Source organism: Methylosinus sp. H3A, assembly GCF_015709455.1.
In the GTDB taxonomy this organism is placed as follows: Bacteria; Pseudomonadota; Alphaproteobacteria; order Rhizobiales; family Beijerinckiaceae; genus Methylosinus.
Map to the genome: position 1 here is coordinate 517,082 of NZ_JADNQW010000005.1, position 16,785 is coordinate 533,866.

Consider the following 16,785-nt stretch of genomic DNA (forward strand, 5'->3'; position numbering starts at 1 on the left):
CTCGCTTTGCTTGCAAGGAGCCGCGCGCGACGCAGAAGTGGAGAGGGACGCTCACAAAAAGAACCGGCCGGGCGCAAGGCCCGGCCGGCGGATATTTCAGGGTCGAAACGCGGTTCGATCAGGGCATGTCGCCGGCGACGAACTTCGGAATGACCGGGCCGCCGATTTCGGTGGCGTAGCGCTTGCCCGACGGGCCGAAGAACATCAGCAGACCGCCGATCTGGCTGTCCGTGTCATAGGCCAGATCCGAGAGACGCTCGATGTCCCAACGGGCGTCCTGAACCTTGATCTCGATCGTCTTCGTCTCGCCCGGCGCGATCGGCGTCGGATCGGTCGACAGACCGCGGTCGGCCAGCAAATAGTCCGGGAACTCGGGCTTCGTCGTGAACACGTCGGGGTTCAGGAAGCGAAGGCCGGCAGCCGTATATTCGCCGAGCTTCAGCGGCTCGTCCGTCTTGTTGGTGATCTTGACCTGGATCGTCAGCTCGCGGCCCGGAACCTTGTAGACGCCGCCCTTGAGGTCGGCGAGAACAACCTTGGTTCCCACGCCGGCGGTGCCTTCCTCGATGATCGGCGTCAGCGGCTTCTGCAAGCCGGCCTGAAGCGGGATCGTGCGCGGGAAGGTGCTGTTCGTCACAGCATAGCCGATGATCGTCGCCAGGATCGTCACAGCGAGAACGATCGCGCCGACGCGACGGTCGTCGTCGCCGATCTGCTCATCGTCCTTGCCTTCGCTGATGCGCAGGTAGGAAGCGATGATGCCCTTCTTGAAGAACCAGTAGAGGATCCAGGCCGCAGCCGCGATCATCCACGGGAAGTGCCAGGCGTAGATGCGGTCGATGCCGTAGGTCTCGAGGTCCACGGTCGTGCCGTCCAGCAGCGTGACAGGGTCGCGGAAGTCCGCCATGTCGCCCTTGATCTCGATCCACTGGCCGGGTCCGATGATCGGGCCGCCGCCTTCGACGTTGATCTGCGCATGAACGTGCCAACGGCCCGCGCGGCGCGCCTTCAGATCGATCTGGAACGCATAGTCCTTGCCGACCTCCAGCGAAACCGAGCGCGGAGCGAACTGCTCGCCGATGAACTGCGCCGTGCGCACCAGAACCGGGCCCGGCTCGCCGGCGTTCAGGAACGACGACTTCGGGTTCGCGACGGCCTGCGGCCAAGCCGAGAACACATGCACCTTGCCCGAAAGCACCATCGACTCGTTGACGTTCAGAGAGGTCTTCGACCACTTCACGTCATACCAGTTCAGCGTGCGCATGCGCAGGAACGCCTGCTGCGACTTCTCGCCATGCGCCGACGCCGGAGCGACGGAGCCCATCGTTGCGACGACCGCAGCCGCCATGCCCAGGCCGAAGAGCCGAGCGACCCGTCCGGTCGCCAGCACGGCCATTCTCTCCAACAGTTTCATGGAACAACCTCCCAAGTTTCTCTTCGCGGACCAGCCCTGCGGGCCGATCGTCCGCTGTCGTCCTTGTCGGGAGCGGCTCGGTCCCGGACTCTCTTGCAGGAGCCCTTCGCAGCCGCCCCTCCTCGCGTGAGGGATCTCGTGATCCACGACCTCGCGGTCGATCAGATCTTGGTGATCACCTTCGTGGTGGAGTACCACTTGCCGACGAACCACCACAGGAAGTACACGAGCATCGACACGAAGCCCGAGAAGAACGCGGCCACAGGCACGACGTCCTTACCGAAGGTGCGCAGCGTGCCGCGCTCGACCATGCGGATATATTCCGGCATCGAGGTGCGGACGAAGTGGAGGCCGATCAGATCGGCCAGCGACATAAGCTGACCATGCTGCTCCGTCGCCTGGTGGAAGGCGGCGATCGCCGGCCAGTTGTTCGGGTAGAACAGCAGACCCCAGCCCAGAGCGCCGACCACAGCCGTGATCACATAGGAGCCCGACAGCAGCAGGATGATGTCCAGCCACAGAGCCGGAACGACCAGAGCCGACGGGAACACCAGGCTGATCGGGAAGTAGGTCCAGCCCCAGAAGTTCACATAGCGGTTGATCCACTCGCCGATCAGAAGGCCGAGCACCGCGAAGGTCGCGCCGAACGGGAGCTTGAAGTTCTCCCACAGGAACGCCTGCGCCGCAGCCGCGAAGGTCACGCCCAGGATCGGGATGACAGTCGGCCACATACGACGGTCTTTCCAGTCGACCCAGAAGTCCCAGTCGCCAGCCGTCAGCATGAAGTGAATGTGATAGCCGCCCAGCACTGCCAGAAACAGCAGCGTCAAAATCAGCCAGTCGGACGTCTTAACGCATCCCGCCGCTTCCGCGATGGAATGGAAAGGCCCGATAGCCCCCCCGCTCTTCGATGTAGACATCACTCTTCTCCTTGGTGTCTGTCCGTCCGGCGTCTCGACGCCGGCGTCTCGAGACCTGTCTCCGGCTCTCTCGCGCCGGATTGTCCTTTGGAATGCGTCTCTCCGGCTCTCCGCCCGGCGCGCCCTTCGCCCAAACCCCGCCCGAACCGCCGCGCAGCGCGGCCGTCCGGACGAAGTCTTTGTTCCGGGAGCATTCGGAAAAGTCGTCGCCGGAGGCGGCCGTCCGCGCAGCGCGCGGGCGGCCTCGTTCAGGCTCTTATCAGCCGATCAGCGCCGCGACGCCGTCCTTGCCCAGCAGGCGCTTCACGCCGGCCAGGATCTGCAGCACCACGCCGAACACGCCGAGCGCCATCCAGCCGAAGAACACGAAGCCCCAATGCAGCGGAGCGACGAAAAGCTCTTCCATGAACCAGAAGGTGTGGCCCCACTCGTTGAGACCGACGTTCGGGATGATCATGAACGGGCCGATGGCGACGATCAGGAACGCCAGCGAGTAGCCGTGAGCGAAGAACGGGATGCGGGTCTTCGCATAGAAGAACGAGCCCACGCCCATGATCGAGTAGATCGGGTAGCTCAGATAGAACTCGATGATGTGCGACGGCGTGAAGTCCGTGTCGCGAATCACCGTCATGTGCCAGGTGCCGTCCTGCTCCGTGAAGAAGCTCGCGCCCCAGTAGATCGCCACCGCATAGACCGTCAGCCACTGCAGCAGAACGACATGGCGGCGCAGCTCTTCGCGCGGAGCCACCGCGTCGACGTTGCGGTCGCGGGTCTTCCACAGATAGCCGGCGAGGCCGAGACCGGCCACGAGCTCCAGCGGAATTTCCGTCCACAGCATCGTCAGCCAATAGGTCTGAAACTCCGGAGCGAACGAGTCGAGGCCCGCGCGCCAGCCGAAGATCTGCTCATAAATGCGGATGAACAGATAAAAAACGTTGAGCACCGTGATCCCGATCCACATGCCCTTCAGGTCCACGATGGCATCTGAGCCGGCGGCTGCGCCGGCCGATGTCTCTGTCGTTACGCTCATCTCAATTCCTCCTAAGTGCTCCCAGGGATTCTCGAAGCGATTTCGCCGCGTCCCGCCTCCCTGCTCGGCACGCGCCTTCGTCTCCGCGGTTGATGTCGTCGCAGTCGCTTCTTCTCGTCGGACGAAGCGCCGTCCCGACCTCCCGTTCTCACCGTCGCGCCGAACCTCAAAAGGACCGACCGGCGGCTTTCTTCTTGTTTGCTCGGTGACGAATTCTTTCGAAATCGCCGCGCGAAACGAAAACCTCGAACGCCCGCGCCTCCCAGCGCCAAAACATCCGAAACGCCCCCGTTCGGCGAGCCGCAACCATTTCCGTTCCGCCCCATAATGACAATATCCAATAGGGTAGTATACGACAATCTATTGAAGGGTATCGAGAGCTTTTTTGGGCAGGCATGGCTTCACCTACGCAATCATACTACCCACCCATAAGCGCATATATAGAATTCTTCGATCAATCTATATATGCAATAAATACATATAGTTATGCGCTTTTTTGAGGCCGCGTCCGATACCCTGCCCGTATGGATGACGCAGCTACCCTTTCAGGCTGTGGCGTCATAGCTCATTCGGCGTCGGTGGACTTTTCGTCCCAGATTCCGATCCCATCCGCGGCGGTCGCTTCGGCCGCGCGCGCGACCGACATTCCGTCGAGCGTGAGGCCGCCGGCGATCTCGGCCAGCGGCTTCAGCACGAAAGCCCGCGCAAACAACTCTTTATGGGGCAAGGTCAGCTCTGGATCGTCCAATGTGTGGTCGCCCAGAAAAAGAATGTCGACGTCGATGAGCCGCGGTCCCCAGCGACGCGTCGCGGTGCGGCCCATATCCGCTTCGATGGTCTTGACCGCGGCCAGGAGCTCATAGGGCGAGAGCGCGGTCCAACCGAGCGCGCAGGCATTGGCGAAATCGCCCTGGTCCAGGTCTCCCCAAGGCGGCGTTCGATAGATGCGGGAGACGGCGTCGAGACGGGCGACGCCGCGCTCGCCGACGAGCGCCACCGCCCTCCGAATATTGGCGGGCTTATCCCCGAGATTGCTGCCGAAGCCGAAGCCGACCCGTGTCTCAGCCGTCGTCATAGTCGTCCCTTGGTCAGAGTGTCGAGCACGGCGAAAGCGGCCCTGTGCTCGGCCGCGTCATGAACGCGGAAGATCCGCGCCCCATCCATCGCCGCGATGAGATTCGCCGCCACGGTCGCGATGAGCCGCGCGTCGACCTCCGCTCCGAGCAGCGCTCCGAAGAGCCGTTTTCGCGACACGCCGATCAGCACCGGCCGCCCGAATCGCAGTAGCTCGGGAACCGCCCGCAAGGCTGCGAAATCCTGCTCGCGGGTCTTGCCGAAGCCGACGCCGGGATCGAGGATCATGCGGGACTCCGGCACGCCAGCCGCCGCGGCGATCTCCAGCGAGCGCTCGAAAAAGGCCTGCATATCCGAGACGATGTCGAGCTGGGGCTCGACCTCGGCGCGATTATGCATCGCGACGACGCCGGCGCCCGCCTCCGCGATCGCCGGCGCCATATCGGGATCGCGCTGCAAGCCCCAGATATCATTTATGATCGTGACGCCGGCGGCGAGCGCGCGGCGCGCCGTCTGCGCTTTATAGGTGTCGATCGAGACCGGAACGCCGCTTTGCGAGACGAGCGCGTCGAGCAGCGGCGCGAGCCGCGTCCACTCTTCTTCCGCCGTGAGCGGCGTGTGGCCCGGCCGCGTCGACTCGGCGCCGACGTCGACGATATCGGCGCCGTCGGCGGCGAGCTTCTTCGCCTGCGCCAGCGCGGCCTCTGGCGCGAAGAAGCGGCCGCCGTCGGAAAAGGAATCGGGCGTCACATTGACGATGCCCATGATGACCGGCCGCGTCTCGACGAGCGAAAAAAATTGCTCGCGCGACGTCTCTCTCGTCGTCGTCACTCTCGTCTCCAGGGGAAGTTTCGATCAGTCGTATTTGATATAGGCGAAGCGCTGGTCGCTCTCCGGCGTTCCCTCGAGCGCGCCGCCGTCCTTGCCCGGACGCCAGGAGACGACCTCCTCGATCTTGCGAGCGAGCTCGAAATCCTTGTCGGTCACGCCCTTGGCCGTATGCGTCATCAATTTCACCTCGACGAAGGCGTAGGAGGCGGCGATGTCCGGATGGTGCCAGGCGGCCTCGGCGAGATGGCCGACCGTATTGACGACCATCAGCGTGCCCTTCCAGCCGTGAGTCTTGAATTTGCGACGAATCCAACCGTTCTCGAACCGCCAGTGCGGCAGCTCGGCGGCGAGGCGGGCGGCGATCTCCTCTTGCGAATAAACGCGCTCCTGGGCGGCCATGGCGTTCCCCTCTCTCGCTCGTCGCTCGCTGGTCTTTCGGGCGAGCTCTTGCCTTCGCACGCGCGGCGCCTTACTCGGCCTAGTCGAGCGTGCGCCCTGTCGACGACGGCGTGAAACCGCGCCGGGACGCGAGATATAGCGGATATTCCGCGTAAAGTCCGAAAATGAGGCTCCATGCCGATCAGCGTGAGCGTCGTCGCCGCGGCGAGACTGCATCTCGGATTCCTGGACATGAATGGCGCGCTCGGCCGCAGCTTCGGCGGGCTCGGCGTCTCCATCGACGCGCCGGCGACACGTCTGACCTTGCAGCCGGCCGAGACGATCGAGGCTGCGGGCCCCGACGCCGAACGCGCCCGCGCATTGCTGGAGAAAGCCGTCGCCGCGCTCGCGCCCGGCAAAGGCTACCGACTGACGTTAGAGCGGGCGATTCCGCCGCATTCCGGCCTCGGCTCGGGCACACAGCTCGCGCTGGCCATCGCCGCCGCGCTGCGCCGCATCGAGGATTTGCCGCAGGATACGCAGGCCGACGCCGCTCTGCTGCAGCGCGGCGCGCGCTCGGGTCTGGGAGCCGGATTGTTCACGCGCGGCGGCCTCGTCGTCGACGGCGGTCGCGGCGCGAATACGACGACGCCGCCTGTCGTCTCGCGCCTCGCCTTCCCCGAGGCGTGGCGCATTCTGCTCGTGTCCGACCCGGCCGCGACCGGCCTGCACGGCGCCGAGGAGCGCAAGGCCTTCGCCGAGCTGCCGCCGTTCTCCGAGGAGGACGCCGGGAAATTGTGCCGGCTCGTGCTGATGCAGGCGCTGCCGGCGGCGGCGGAAACGGATTTCGCCGCTTTCGGCGCGGCGATCACGGCGATTCAGGCCATTGTCGGGGATTATTTCGCGCCGGCGCAGGGCGGGCGTCGCTTCACCAGCGCGGCTGTGGAGGGCCTGCTCGCCCGGTTGGCGGCGGTGGGCGGGACGGGAGTCGGCCAGACCTCATGGGGACCGACCGGCTTCGCCTTCGCGCCCAATGAGGCCGAGGCCCGCCGCCTCGAGGCGCTCGCGCGCGGCGCGGCCGAGGCTGCCGGATTGTCCCTCGCGGTCGTCGCAGGGGCGGACCGCGGGGCGCGAATCGACGCGGTCTACGCCGATATCGCGTGAGGCCCCGGTTTCACGAGCGCCCCAGAACGAGCTCCAGCAGCCCTTTCATATCCGGCGAGATTTTATCGGGCGCGACGCCGAGCTTCTCGGCCGGCAGACCGAAGCGATCCACCCAGATCGTTCGATAGCCGAAGGCCTTGGCCCCATAGGCGTCCCAGCTGCCGAAGGCGGCGAATAGAATATCCTCCTTAGGGAGCTTCAGCCGCTCCATTCCGAGCGCATAGGCCCGCGGATCGGGCTTATAGGTCTTGTTCGCCTCCGTGCTCAGCAATTCCTCGAAAAAGCCGGTCAGGCCCGCGCCCGCCGCATTGGCCTGCAACATTTTTCCGCTGAAATTCGCGATGGTGACGATGCGCACGCCGGCCGCTTTCAACCGACGCAGCGCATCGAGCGTGTCAGGCCAGGGAGCGAGGGTCAGATAGGCGTTCAGCAGCCGCTTGCGCGTCTCCGACGGTAGATCGAGCTTCATCGCTTCCGCCGCATAGGACAGAGCGTCGTCCGTCACTTGGAAAAAATCCTCGTGCCGATCCGTGATCGATCGCAAAAAGCAATATTCGAACTGCTTGGCGCGCCAGAGCTTGGTGAATTCCGCGCCTTTGCCCGGATAGGCCGCCTCCACCGCCGGGATCACCGAATTGGGGTCGAACAGCACGAAATAGTCGAAAGCCACGGCCTTGAAGCGCGGCGTCGGCGGCTCCTCCGCCCGTGCGGGCCCCAATGGCGCCGCACAGAGGAGGAAGAAAAAGACTCTGAGGAATTTCATGACGGCTTCTCCACGAGCGCGGCCCGCGCGCCGCGCTCTCCGAGGTTCGACGGCGGCCCGTCTCCTGTTTCATTCGGTCGGCGAGAAATTTCATGGCCCGCCCGCGAGACAGCAAGATCGGTCGAGCGGGCAGCCGAGGCGCTCCCCTAGATGAAAGCGCCACGGAGGACGCGATGACGAAAACGCCGCTGGAGAATTACCACGCGAGGATGCGACGCGTGCTGGACTATATCGACCGGCGCCTCGACGAGGATCTGAGCCTGGCGACTCTCAGCGGCGTGGCGGCTTTCTCGAAGCATCATTTCCACCGGCAGTTCAGCGCGACTTTCGGCCTCTCGGCGCATCGCTATGTCCAGCTCGCCCGCATGAAGCGGGCGTCCTATCGGCTGGCCTTTCGCAATGACGCCAATGTGACCGAGATCGCCATGGACGCCGGCTATGAGGCGCCGGACGCGTTCGCCCGCGCCTTTCGGGATTGCGTCGGGCAAGCGCCATCGGCCTTCCGCAAATCTCCCGACTGGGAGCCGTGGCTCGCGGCCTTGGAGCCGCTGGACAGAGCCAGGAGCGCAGACATGACATATTCCCCGACCGATGTGATCATTCGAGATTTTCCGGCGACGCATGTCGCCATTCTGACGCATAGAGGCGATCCGGCCCTGGTCTATGCGACGGTGCGGCGCTTCATCGACTGGCGCAGAGCCGCCGGACTCGGACGCGACGTCGCCGCGACCTTCACGATTTTTCATTGCGACCCGCGGACCACGCCGCCGGAGGAGTTCCGTCTCGATCTCTGCGCCGCTACGAATCGTCCGATCGAAGCCAATGCGCAGGGCGTGGCCGCCGGACTGATAGCGGGCGGACGCTGCGCGGTTCTGCGCGTCATCGGCTCCAGCGAAAATCTGGAGCGGCCAGCGCTGTTCCTCTATCGCGACTGGCTGCCGTCGAGCGGCGAGGAACCTCGCGACTTTCCACTGTTCTGTCAGCGGATCAGCTTCTATCCCGATGCGCCCGAGCATGAGACGGTCACCGATCTGTTCCTGCCGATCGAATGATCGCAGAAAAGCGATCATCGCGCCGACATCGAATTTCGGCTAGAAAGCTCCACCCCGAGCGCGCGGCCGGGCGGCCCGGGGACCGCGCGAGACATCGAACGACGGCCGCCGGGACCATCATAAATGAAGAAGACAGCCGCAACGATATTGGTTTTCGCCGTGCTCTGCGCGCCCGCCGTCGCGCGCGAGGCGGGCTTCGTCACGCCGGAGCAGAGCCACCCTCTCGAAATACTCGCAACTCCGCCGGCGCCCAATTCCGAGACCTCGAAGGCGGAGCTCGCCGAACTGCATCGCATCGAGGCCGCGCGCACCGCGGAAGACGTCGCGCGCGCCAAGGCCGACGACGAGAATCAGACGATCTTCCTGTTCAAGACCATTTTCGGCGACAAATTCACCAAGGAGAACCTGCCGGCCGTCGAGGCGCTCGGCGCGCGGCTGAAGGCGGACGAAGCGGCCAATACGGGCGCCGCCAAGGAGGCATTCCACCGCATCCGCCCCTATAATGTCGACAAGACTCTGCATCCCGTATGCAAGACCAAGTCGAAAGACGATTCCTATCCGAGCGGCCATACGACGGTCGGCTATCTGATGGGTCTGGCGCTGATCGATCTCGCGCCGGAGCGACGCGACGAAATTCTCGCGCGGGCCGACGATTACGCCCATAACCGCCTCGTCTGCGGCGTGCATTTCCCGAGCGACGTCGCCGCGGCCCGTCTGATCGCCTATGCGGTGCATGCGATCACCGAGCTCGACCCGGACTATCGCAAAGCGGTGACCGCCGCTCGTGCCGAGTTGCGCAGCGCGCTCGGTCTGGCGCGCGCCGATTGATGCTGCGGGACAGCCGCGAGAAAAAACGAAGGACGCGGAGCCCAGGGCTCCGCGTCCTCTCTCATTCAGTAATTGTAATAGGCGACGCAGACGCGATTGCCGTAATAGTCCCAGCCCCAGCGGGCGCACTGCTGCGGCGGCGCCGTGGCCGCGCCGACGACGGCGCCCGTCGCCGCGCCGATCGCCGCGCCCGCGAGCGTGCCGCCCGCGCGGCCCCCGGAGGCCGCAGCGCCGATCGCCGCGCCACCCGCTCCGCCGATCAAGGCGCCGCCTGCGGCGCGCTCACCGGGCGTATTGCAGCCCGCGAGCGGCGCGGCCATGGCCAACGCCGCCGCCAGAACGAAAATCTTCTTCATGGAGTGTCCTTCCCTCCGTGTGAGCCCATGCGAGGCGCCCGGCCGACGGCGATTTCGTCGATGCGACGCTCGATTCGCAGCGGCCGAGCCCGAGACAACTTTCCGAAACCGGCGAAAAGATGACCCCTATCGACGCAACGCCATATAAATCCCACCCTTTCGACGAGAATGACAGATGGGAATTTCTCCGTGTAGGCGCACTGTCTCTGCTCATCCTCATCGCTGCGTCGATCCTCGCCCCGGCGCGCGCAGACGACGCCTATCGCTGGCTGCAGGCCTCCGCCGACGGCTGGCAGGCGCGCGCGGTCACGCAGAACGACACTTGTCCCGTGGCCGAGATCGACGGACATTCCGTGGTCATGACGCCGCGCGCGCGGCCGGGCGAGGGCTTTCCGATCACCATTTGCGCGGTGAATGTTCCGAAAGGCGCCAAAAGCCTCTCCATCGACGGCGCTCCGCTCGCGCCTCCACCGCCCCGCGTCGACAAGATTCTGGTGTTCGGGGACACGGGCTGCCGGCTCAAGGGCATGTTCCTGCAGGACTGCAATTCGATCCGCGCCTGGCCCTTCCGCCTCACCGCCGATATGGCCGCGGAATTCGCGCCCGATCTCGTTATCCATGTCGGCGACTATCACTATCGCGAGACGGCCTGCCCGGCGAGCGTGAAGGGCTGCGCCGGTTCTCCGCATGGCGACAATTGGGCGACCTGGAAAGCCGATTTCTTCGAGCCCGGCGGCGCTTTGCTCCGCGCGGCGCCCTGGGTTCTCGTGCGCGGCAATCATGAAATCTGCGCGCGCGCCGGCAAGGGCTGGACCCGAGCGCTCTCGCCGCTCCCGCCCGCCGAGGATGGTCGATGCGTCGAGCGCGAGCAGGCGTATCGAGTCGATATCGACGATCCGACGCTGTTCGTTCTCGACGCCACCGAGGCGGAGGAACGCACCGTCGTCGGCGAGCAGGCCGCATTTCTGCGCAAGCAGCTGGCCATAGCGAAGGATGTTCCCGGCCCGGTCTGGTATGCGTTCCACAAACCGATATTTTCGCTGTTCCGTTCGCGAATGGGCGAAACGCTCGGCGTGAACGAGACCCTCGCCGCAGCGGCGCATGACGGCCTACCGCCGGGCGTCCAGGCGATCCTCTCGGGCCATTTGCACGCCTTCGAGGCGTTGAGCTTTCGGGAGGATCGGCCTGCGCAATTCGTCGTGGGCGTGGGTGGAACGGCGATGGACCCGCATATCCCCGCCAATTTCGACGGGACGACTATCGGCGAGGCGAATGTGGAACAGGGTCGCGGCGTCGCCGCCACCTTCGGCTTCGCGATCTTCGAGCGCGGGGATGGCGAGTGGATCGTCACCGACTATGACGCGCATGCAAAACCGCTGCTGCGCTGCCATTTGCGCGGGCGAAAGATCGACTGCGATTGAAGCCGCCACGGCTCGCGAGAGCTAGGGGACAATCAGAGGCGAACCTTCGGGTCGCCTCTGATTCGTTCCATCGGGGAGCATCGCCGCTCGCGTGACGCATTCGATCACGCGAACGCGAAGGAGGGCCGCAGGTCAGCGCAAAAGAGCCTGCTCGATCGCGGCGCTGACGGCGTCGACCGGCTCCATGCCATCCACCTGCTTCAGCCCACCCTTGCCGGCGTAATAATTCGAGACCGGCGCGGTCTGACTCCGATACGCCTCGAGACGCGTCTTGAAGGCCTCCGGATTATCGTCGGCGCGAACATCGCCGCCACGGGCGCGCGTCTCCTCGACCCTTTTCTGCATGCGGGCGAGAAGTGCGTTCTCGTCGACGCTGAGCTCTATGACGGCGTCGAGCTCGAGCCCTTCGCGATCCAGCAGCTCATCGAGCGCGCGCGCTTGCGCGACCGTGCGCGGAAAGCCGTCGAGGATGAAACCGTCCTCGGCGTCCTTCTCTTTGATCCGCTGGCCGATGATGCCGACCACGACCGCGTCGGGCACCAGCGCTCCGCGATCCATGATCTCCTTGGCCTCGAGCCCGATCGGCGTCCTCGCCTCGACGGCGGCGCGCAGCATGTCGCCGGTCGAGAGCTGAGGGATCGCATATTTCGCGACGAGCCGAGCCGATTGCGTGCCCTTGCCCGCGCCCGGCGGTCCGAGCAGCACCAGCCTCATTTGCGTCGCCCGCGTAGTTTCGTCTTGCGGATCAGGCCCTCATATTGATGGGCCTGGAGATGGCCATGGACCTGCGCGACCGTATCCATCGTCACGCTCACCACGATGAGCAGCGAAGTGCCGCCGAAATAGAAGGGAAGATTTGCATAGGAGATCAGCATCTCCGGCAGAAGGCAGATGATCGCCAGATAGGCGGCGCCGAGAACGGTGATGCGCATCAGCACATCGTCGATGAATTTCGCCGTGCGCTCGCCCGGCCGGATGCCGGGGATGAAGCCGCCGTGCTTCTTCAGATTGTCGGCGGTCTCCGTCGGATTGAAGACGATCGCCGTATAGAAGAAGGCGAAGAACACGATCAGGCCCACATAGGACAGCATGTAGAGCGGCCGCCCGTGCCCGAAATAGGCCGAGATGGTCGCAAACACATTGTCCGTGCCCTGCGTCTGATAGAAATTGGCGATCGTCGTCGGCAGCAGCAGCAGCGAGGAGGCGAAGATCGGCGGAATGACGCCGGAGGTGTTGAGCTTCAGCGGCAGGAAGGACGTCTGCCCCTCATAGACGCGATTGCCGTGCTGCCGCTTTGGATAGGTGATGAGCAATCGCCTCTGCGCGCGCTCCATATAGACGATGAAGGCGATGACGAAGAAGGACATCGCCACCACGCCGAGGATGACGCCAGTCGAGATCGCGCCCTGCTTGCCGAGCTCCAACGTGCTGAGGATCGCGGCCGGGAAGGCGGCGACAATGCCCGCGAAAATGATGAGCGAAGAGCCGTTGCCGATCCCGCGCGAGGTGATCTGCTCGCCGAGCCACATCAGGAACATGGTGCCGCCGACCAGGGTCACCACAGTGGTGAGCCGGAAGAACAGGCCCGGCTCGGTGACGACGCCCTGCTGTCCCTCGAGGCCGATCGCCATGCCATAGGCTTGGAAGGTCGCCAGAATGACGGTGAGATAGCGCGTATATTGATTGAGAACCTTGCGGCCCTGCTCGCCCTCCTTCTTCACCTGCTCGAGCGACGGAATGACCGTCGTCAGCAGCTGGATGATGATGGAGGCGGAGATATAGGGCATGATGTTCAACGCGAAGATCGCGCTGCGCTGAACGGCGCCGCCGGCGAACATGTTGAACAGCTCGAGCACACCCTTCGACTGGCCGAAGAAGCTCTTGGCGAAGGCGTCCGGGTCGATTCCCGGCAGCGGCACATAAGTGCCGAGACGATAGACGATCAGCGCGCCGAGCGTGAACCAGATGCGTTTCTTGAGCTCATCCGCCTTGCTGAACGCGGAAAAATTGACGTTGGCCGCAAGCTGTTCGGCTGCCGATGCCATGGGCGAGGCTCCCTCGTCGCGCGCCGCGCGGTTTCTTTAAGCGAGCGTCGAAGCGACGCAGCGCTGCCCGCCGCGACGCCGCGCTCCGTTCTCGGCCCAGTCCCTTCGAGGGAACCGAACCCGGCGCATGTCTATCGCACGATGTCGGCGAAAAAAAAGTCTAGCCTCTTCTCGCCGGCTCGCACAGGCGACTCCGTATCACGACGGATGGGCGGATCGCCAGTTTTTTGGTCGATACGACTAATTCCGAGGCGGCGAAAAACGCCGCCTCGAGCTTGTCGCCCGGTTGTCGAAGACGAACCAGGCTCCGCGTCAGGCCGAGGCCGGCTCCGCCGCGACGAGCAGCTTGATCGAACCGCCGGCGCTCTCGATCGCGGCCACGGCCGATTTCGACGCCGCGGCGACCTCGAAGGCGAGCTTCGCCTCGAGCTTGCCATTGCCGAGGATCTTCACGCCGTCACGCGGCTTGGCCACGACGCCGGCGGCGATCAGCGCATCGACGGTGACCGGAGTGGCGGCGTCGAGCTTGCCCGCCTCCACCGCCTGCTGAATGCGGCCGAGATTGACCTCATTGTAGTCCGTCGAGAAGGGATTGTAGAATCCCCGCTTCGGCAGGCGGCGATGCAGCGGCATTTGGCCGCCCTCGAAGCCTTTGACGGCGACGCCGGTGCGGGCCTTCTGGCCCTTCACGCCGCGTCCCGCGGTCTTGCCCTTGCCGGAGCCGATGCCGCGGCCGACGCGCATGCGATTCTTGCTTGCGCCGGGATTGTCGGAGAGATCGTTGAGCTTCACCATTGTCCCGGCCCTCACTTCTCGTCGACGATTTTGACGAGATGCGCGACTTTCGCGATCATCCCGCGCACTGCGGGCGTGTCCTCGAGCGTGCGCCGACGACCGATGCGGGTGAGGCCGAGGCCAGTCAGCGTCCTACGCTGACGCTGCGGACGGCCGGTCGCGCTGCCGGTCTGTTCGACGGTAATTTTCTTGTCGCTCATCGCAAGCCCTCCTCTCAGGCGTCGACGGCTTCGGCTTCGGCGCCCTGACGGCGCGCCTGAAGCGCAGAAACCTTGAGAGAACGGCGCGCCGCGACCGAACGCGGCGAGTCCTCGCGCTCGAGCGCGTCGAACGTCGCGCGAATCATATTGTAGGGGTTGGACGAGCCCTGGCTCTTGGCCACGACGTCGTGAACGCCCAGCGTCTCGAACACGGCGCGCATCGGGCCACCGGCGATGATGCCGGTGCCGGGAGGCGCAGCGCGCAGCACGACGCGGCCCGCGCCATGGCGACCGTTGACATCGTGATGCAGCGTGCGGCCCTCGCGCAGCGGCACGCGGATCAGCGAGCGCTTGGCGGCTTCCGTCGCCTTGCGGATCGCCTCCGGCACCTCACGCGCCTTGCCATGGCCAAAGCCGACGCGGCCCTTCTGATCCCCGACCACGACGAGCGCGGCGAAACCGAAGCGCCGGCCGCCCTTCACCACTTTGGCGACGCGGTTGATGTGGACGAGGCGGTCCACGAACTCATTGTCGCGGTCGTCCCGATCCCGGTCGCGGCCGCGGCCGCCTTCTGGTTCACGAGCCATTTTCTCTTCCGTCACTTACGCGGCAATATCGCCGCTCGCTTGGGTTCTTTTCCCTCTCCCGCCTGCGGGCGAGGGCGCCTCGCGAAGCGAGATCGGATGAGGCCTCGCCCCATGTTCCGACCGAGCTTCGACGGCCATCATCCGACCCGGCCATTTTGTCGCTATCGACGAACGTCCTTGCAGACGCCCCTTGGCCGAGCCACCTTCTCCCGCAGAGCGGGAGCTGGGATTAAAACTGCAGGCCGCCCTCCCGGGCGCCCTCGGCCAGCGCCTGCACGCGGCCGTGATAAATATAGGCGCCGCGGTCGAACACGACTTCCGTGACGCCTTTGGCGACGGCGCGCTCCGCGAGCTGCTTGCCGATGATATGCGCCGCTTCCTTGTTGGCGCCCGTCTTCAGCGACTCGCGATTGGCCTTCTCGAGAGTGGACGCCGACACGATGGTCACGCCCTTCTCGTCGTCTATGATCTGTGCATAGATCTGCTCCGAGGAGCGGAACACAGACAGACGCGGCCGGCCATAGGCGCGCGCGCGAATGCTGCGACGGACCCGCGCCTTGCGGCGGGCGACTGCATCTACGTCCTTTGCCATGGCTGGCGTCCTTACTTCTTCTTGCCTTCCTTGCGGAAGATGAATTCATTCGCGTATTTCACGCCCTTGCCCTTATAGGGCTCCGGGCCGCGCAACGCACGGATCTCGGCGGCGACCTGACCCACCTGGCGCTTGTCGACGCCGCTGATGGTGATCTCCGTCGGCTTCGGCGTCACGATCGCGATGCCGGCCGGAATCGGATAGTTCACGTCGTGCGAATAGCCGAGCGCGAGCTGCAGATTCTTGCCGGCGATCGCGGCGCGATAACCGACGCCGTTGATCTCGAGCTTCTTCTCGAAGCCGGCGGTCACGCCGACGACGAGATTATTCACCTGGGCGCGCGATGTGCCCCAGAGCGCGCGGGCGCGCTTGCTGTTGGAGCGCGGGTCGACCTTGATCGCGTTGCCTTCCTGGGTCACCGCGACATCGTCGGGAACCCGGAACTGCAGCTCGCCCTTCGCGCCCTTCACCTGAACGAGCTGGCCGTCGACCTTTGCGGTCACGCCGGCCGGCACGATGACGGGCTTCTTGCCGATACGAGACATGGTTGAAGTCCTATCCCAAATCTATCGGGCGCAGGTCAGAAGACCTTCGCCAGCACCTCGCCGCCGACATTATTCTCGCGGGCCTTGTGATCGGCCATGACGCCCTTGGGCGTCGACACGATGGTGATGCCGAGGCCGTTGGCCACGCGCGGCGTCTTGTCGACGCCCGCATAGACGCGCCGGCCCGGACGCGAGACGCGCTCGATCTGCTTGATGACCGGGTCGCCGTCGAAATATTTCAGCTCGACCTCGAACTCGGTGCGGCCATTGCCGAAATCCGTGGTCGTATAGCCGCGGATGTAGCCTTCTTCCTTCAACACGTCGAGGACATGGGCGCGCAGGCGCGAGCCCGGCGTCGAGACCTTGTCCTTGCGGCGCATCTGCGCATTGCGGATGCGGGTGAGCAGATCGCCCAACGGATCGCTGATCGACATTTGCTCTGCTCCCTTACCAGCTGGACTTCACGAGACCGGGGATGAGGCCGCGCGAGCCGAGCTCGCGCAGCGCGACACGCGACAGCTTCAGCTTACGGTAGAAGGCGCGCGGTCTACCCGAGACTTCGCAGCGATTGCGAATGCGGATCGCCGCGGAGTTGCGCGGCAACTCCGCGAGCTTCAGCCGCGCCTCGAACCGCTCTTCAGCGGTCAGCGCCTCGTCATTCGCCTTGGCTTTCAGCCGCGCCCTGCGGCCCGCATAGGCCTTGGCGAGCTTCGCCCTGCGCTTGTTGGTCTCGATCGAACTCTTCTTGGCCATGTTTCTGCCTTCGGTATCCGCGTTTGAGACTTTACCG

General features: G+C 64.9%; 21 protein-coding genes. 4 read left to right on the top strand and 17 right to left on the bottom strand.

The genetic code is table 11. The annotated features are described in order from the left end of the window. Positions 1-118: 118 nt before the first annotated feature. The 6 genes from amoB to IY145_RS05540 all read right to left on the bottom strand — a co-directional run bounded on the left by amoB (position 119) and on the right by IY145_RS05540 (position 5,668). Positions 119-1,414 (bottom strand): bacterial ammonia monooxygenase, subunit AmoB, encoded by a 1,296-nt coding sequence (gene amoB, locus IY145_RS05515; RefSeq protein ID WP_196410417.1) that lies wholly within the window; start codon positions 1,412-1,414, stop codon positions 119-121. A gap of 161 nt (positions 1,415-1,575) precedes the next feature. After that, positions 1,576-2,334: a bacterial ammonia monooxygenase, subunit AmoA gene (gene amoA, locus IY145_RS05520; protein ID WP_196407288.1), complete on the bottom strand. Its 759-nt coding sequence runs from the start codon at positions 2,332-2,334 to the stop codon at positions 1,576-1,578. A gap of 259 nt (positions 2,335-2,593) precedes the next feature. After that, the gene (gene amoC / locus IY145_RS05525; protein WP_196407289.1) at positions 2,594-3,364 is read right to left on the bottom strand and encodes a bacterial ammonia monooxygenase, subunit AmoC; all 771 of its coding nucleotides are present in this window, start codon (positions 3,362-3,364) and stop codon (positions 2,594-2,596) included. A gap of 565 nt (positions 3,365-3,929) precedes the next feature. Beyond that, positions 3,930-4,439 (bottom strand): 2-amino-4-hydroxy-6-hydroxymethyldihydropteridine diphosphokinase, encoded by a 510-nt coding sequence (folK, locus tag IY145_RS05530; protein ID WP_196407290.1) that lies wholly within the window; start codon positions 4,437-4,439, stop codon positions 3,930-3,932. After that, the gene (gene folP, locus IY145_RS05535) at positions 4,436-5,203 is read right to left on the bottom strand and encodes a dihydropteroate synthase (RefSeq protein WP_196410418.1); all 768 of its coding nucleotides are present in this window, start codon (positions 5,201-5,203) and stop codon (positions 4,436-4,438) included. Before folP ends, folK begins: the two co-directional genes overlap by 4 nt. A gap of 90 nt (positions 5,204-5,293) precedes the next feature. Further along, positions 5,294-5,668, bottom strand: coding sequence for a 4a-hydroxytetrahydrobiopterin dehydratase (locus IY145_RS05540; RefSeq protein ID WP_196407291.1), 375 nt, complete (start codon positions 5,666-5,668; stop codon positions 5,294-5,296). A gap of 174 nt (positions 5,669-5,842) precedes the next feature. On the opposite strand from IY145_RS05540, the gene IY145_RS05545 reads away from it, so the two are divergent. After that, positions 5,843-6,811 (top strand): beta-ribofuranosylaminobenzene 5'-phosphate synthase family protein, encoded by a 969-nt coding sequence (locus IY145_RS05545; RefSeq protein WP_196407292.1) that lies wholly within the window; start codon positions 5,843-5,845, stop codon positions 6,809-6,811. 10 nt (positions 6,812-6,821) lie between these two features. On the opposite strand, the gene IY145_RS05550 is transcribed toward IY145_RS05545, so the two are convergent. Further along, the gene (locus IY145_RS05550; protein WP_196407293.1) at positions 6,822-7,574 is read right to left on the bottom strand and encodes a haloacid dehalogenase type II; all 753 of its coding nucleotides are present in this window, start codon (positions 7,572-7,574) and stop codon (positions 6,822-6,824) included. Positions 7,575-7,747: 173 nt separating this feature from the next. On the opposite strand from IY145_RS05550, the gene IY145_RS05555 reads away from it, so the two are divergent. Together IY145_RS05555 and IY145_RS05560 are read left to right on the top strand one after the other, a co-directional pair. Next, a complete protein-coding gene (locus tag IY145_RS05555) occupies positions 7,748-8,626 on the top strand; it encodes a GyrI-like domain-containing protein (protein ID WP_196407294.1) in 879 nt (292 codons plus the stop codon). Between the two features lie 123 nt (positions 8,627-8,749). After that, positions 8,750-9,454: a phosphatase PAP2 family protein gene (locus IY145_RS05560; RefSeq protein ID WP_196407295.1), complete on the top strand. Its 705-nt coding sequence runs from the start codon at positions 8,750-8,752 to the stop codon at positions 9,452-9,454. Between the two features lie 65 nt (positions 9,455-9,519). On the opposite strand, the gene IY145_RS05565 is transcribed toward IY145_RS05560, so the two are convergent. After that, positions 9,520-9,810 carry a hypothetical protein gene (locus tag IY145_RS05565; protein WP_196407296.1) on the bottom strand — a complete coding sequence of 97 codons (291 nt, stop codon included), beginning with the start codon at positions 9,808-9,810 and terminating at the stop codon, positions 9,520-9,522. Between the two features lie 119 nt (positions 9,811-9,929). On the opposite strand from IY145_RS05565, the gene IY145_RS05570 reads away from it, so the two are divergent. Then, a complete protein-coding gene (locus IY145_RS05570; protein ID WP_196407297.1) occupies positions 9,930-11,231 on the top strand; it encodes a metallophosphoesterase in 1,302 nt (433 codons plus the stop codon). 132 nt (positions 11,232-11,363) lie between these two features. Here the strand turns inward: IY145_RS05570 and IY145_RS05575 are convergent, their stop codons facing one another. The 9 genes from IY145_RS05575 to rpsN all read right to left on the bottom strand — a co-directional run bounded on the left by IY145_RS05575 (position 11,364) and on the right by rpsN (position 16,748). Continuing rightward, positions 11,364-11,945, bottom strand: coding sequence for an adenylate kinase (locus tag IY145_RS05575; RefSeq protein ID WP_196407298.1), 582 nt, complete (start codon positions 11,943-11,945; stop codon positions 11,364-11,366). Beyond that, the gene (secY, locus tag IY145_RS05580; RefSeq protein WP_196407299.1) at positions 11,942-13,276 is read right to left on the bottom strand and encodes a preprotein translocase subunit SecY; all 1,335 of its coding nucleotides are present in this window, start codon (positions 13,274-13,276) and stop codon (positions 11,942-11,944) included. Before secY ends, IY145_RS05575 begins: the two co-directional genes overlap by 4 nt. Before the next feature lie 312 nt (positions 13,277-13,588). Next, the gene (gene rplO, locus IY145_RS05585; RefSeq protein ID WP_196410419.1) at positions 13,589-14,068 is read right to left on the bottom strand and encodes a 50S ribosomal protein L15; all 480 of its coding nucleotides are present in this window, start codon (positions 14,066-14,068) and stop codon (positions 13,589-13,591) included. Between the two features lie 14 nt (positions 14,069-14,082). Then, positions 14,083-14,271 (bottom strand): 50S ribosomal protein L30, encoded by a 189-nt coding sequence (rpmD, locus tag IY145_RS05590; protein WP_196407300.1) that lies wholly within the window; start codon positions 14,269-14,271, stop codon positions 14,083-14,085. Positions 14,272-14,285: 14 nt separating this feature from the next. After that, positions 14,286-14,858: a 30S ribosomal protein S5 gene (gene rpsE / locus IY145_RS05595; RefSeq protein WP_196407301.1), complete on the bottom strand. Its 573-nt coding sequence runs from the start codon at positions 14,856-14,858 to the stop codon at positions 14,286-14,288. 229 nt (positions 14,859-15,087) lie between these two features. Beyond that, positions 15,088-15,450 (bottom strand): 50S ribosomal protein L18, encoded by a 363-nt coding sequence (gene rplR / locus IY145_RS05600; RefSeq protein WP_196407302.1) that lies wholly within the window; start codon positions 15,448-15,450, stop codon positions 15,088-15,090. 11 nt (positions 15,451-15,461) lie between these two features. Beyond that, positions 15,462-15,995, bottom strand: coding sequence for a 50S ribosomal protein L6 (gene rplF, locus IY145_RS05605; RefSeq protein WP_196407303.1), 534 nt, complete (start codon positions 15,993-15,995; stop codon positions 15,462-15,464). Positions 15,996-16,030: 35 nt separating this feature from the next. After that, the gene (gene rpsH, locus IY145_RS05610) at positions 16,031-16,429 is read right to left on the bottom strand and encodes a 30S ribosomal protein S8 (RefSeq protein WP_196407304.1); all 399 of its coding nucleotides are present in this window, start codon (positions 16,427-16,429) and stop codon (positions 16,031-16,033) included. Between the two features lie 13 nt (positions 16,430-16,442). Next, positions 16,443-16,748, bottom strand: coding sequence for a 30S ribosomal protein S14 (rpsN, locus tag IY145_RS05615; RefSeq protein ID WP_159732374.1), 306 nt, complete (start codon positions 16,746-16,748; stop codon positions 16,443-16,445). Positions 16,749-16,785: the final 37 nt, after the last annotated feature.

Excerpts from the sequence above, each read along its gene's own strand:
- IY145_RS05555 (WP_196407294.1), top strand. The coding sequence starts at position 7,748 with ATGACGAAAACGCCGCTGGAGAATTACCACGCGAGGATGCGACGCGTG.
- IY145_RS05560 (WP_196407295.1), top strand. The coding sequence starts at position 8,750 with ATGAAGAAGACAGCCGCAACGATATTGGTTTTCGCCGTGCTCTGCGCG.
- IY145_RS05575 (WP_196407298.1), bottom strand. The coding sequence starts at position 11,945 with ATGAGGCTGGTGCTGCTCGGACCGCCGGGCGCGGGCAAGGGCACGCAA.
- IY145_RS05570 (WP_196407297.1), top strand. The coding sequence starts at position 9,930 with ATGACCCCTATCGACGCAACGCCATATAAATCCCACCCTTTCGACGAG.
- folK (WP_196407290.1), bottom strand. The coding sequence starts at position 4,439 with ATGACGACGGCTGAGACACGGGTCGGCTTCGGCTTCGGCAGCAATCTC.
- IY145_RS05540 (WP_196407291.1), bottom strand. The coding sequence starts at position 5,668 with ATGGCCGCCCAGGAGCGCGTTTATTCGCAAGAGGAGATCGCCGCCCGC.
- amoB (WP_196410417.1), bottom strand. The coding sequence starts at position 1,414 with ATGAAACTGTTGGAGAGAATGGCCGTGCTGGCGACCGGACGGGTCGCT.
- rpmD (WP_196407300.1), bottom strand. The coding sequence starts at position 14,271 with ATGAGCGACAAGAAAATTACCGTCGAACAGACCGGCAGCGCGACCGGC.
- rpsE (WP_196407301.1), bottom strand. The coding sequence starts at position 14,858 with ATGGCTCGTGAACCAGAAGGCGGCCGCGGCCGCGACCGGGATCGGGAC.
- folP (WP_196410418.1), bottom strand. The coding sequence starts at position 5,203 with ATGGGCATCGTCAATGTGACGCCCGATTCCTTTTCCGACGGCGGCCGC.
- IY145_RS05545 (WP_196407292.1), top strand. The coding sequence starts at position 5,843 with ATGCCGATCAGCGTGAGCGTCGTCGCCGCGGCGAGACTGCATCTCGGA.
- amoA (WP_196407288.1), bottom strand. The coding sequence starts at position 2,334 with ATGTCTACATCGAAGAGCGGGGGGGCTATCGGGCCTTTCCATTCCATC.
- amoC (WP_196407289.1), bottom strand. The coding sequence starts at position 3,364 with ATGAGCGTAACGACAGAGACATCGGCCGGCGCAGCCGCCGGCTCAGAT.
- IY145_RS05550 (WP_196407293.1), bottom strand. The coding sequence starts at position 7,574 with ATGAAATTCCTCAGAGTCTTTTTCTTCCTCCTCTGTGCGGCGCCATTG.
- rplR (WP_196407302.1), bottom strand. The coding sequence starts at position 15,450 with ATGGCAAAGGACGTAGATGCAGTCGCCCGCCGCAAGGCGCGGGTCCGT.
- rpsN (WP_159732374.1), bottom strand. The coding sequence starts at position 16,748 with ATGGCCAAGAAGAGTTCGATCGAGACCAACAAGCGCAGGGCGAAGCTC.
- rpsH (WP_196407304.1), bottom strand. The coding sequence starts at position 16,429 with ATGTCGATCAGCGATCCGTTGGGCGATCTGCTCACCCGCATCCGCAAT.
- IY145_RS05565 (WP_196407296.1), bottom strand. The coding sequence starts at position 9,810 with ATGAAGAAGATTTTCGTTCTGGCGGCGGCGTTGGCCATGGCCGCGCCG.
- secY (WP_196407299.1), bottom strand. The coding sequence starts at position 13,276 with ATGGCATCGGCAGCCGAACAGCTTGCGGCCAACGTCAATTTTTCCGCG.
- rplF (WP_196407303.1), bottom strand. The coding sequence starts at position 15,995 with ATGTCTCGTATCGGCAAGAAGCCCGTCATCGTGCCGGCCGGCGTGACC.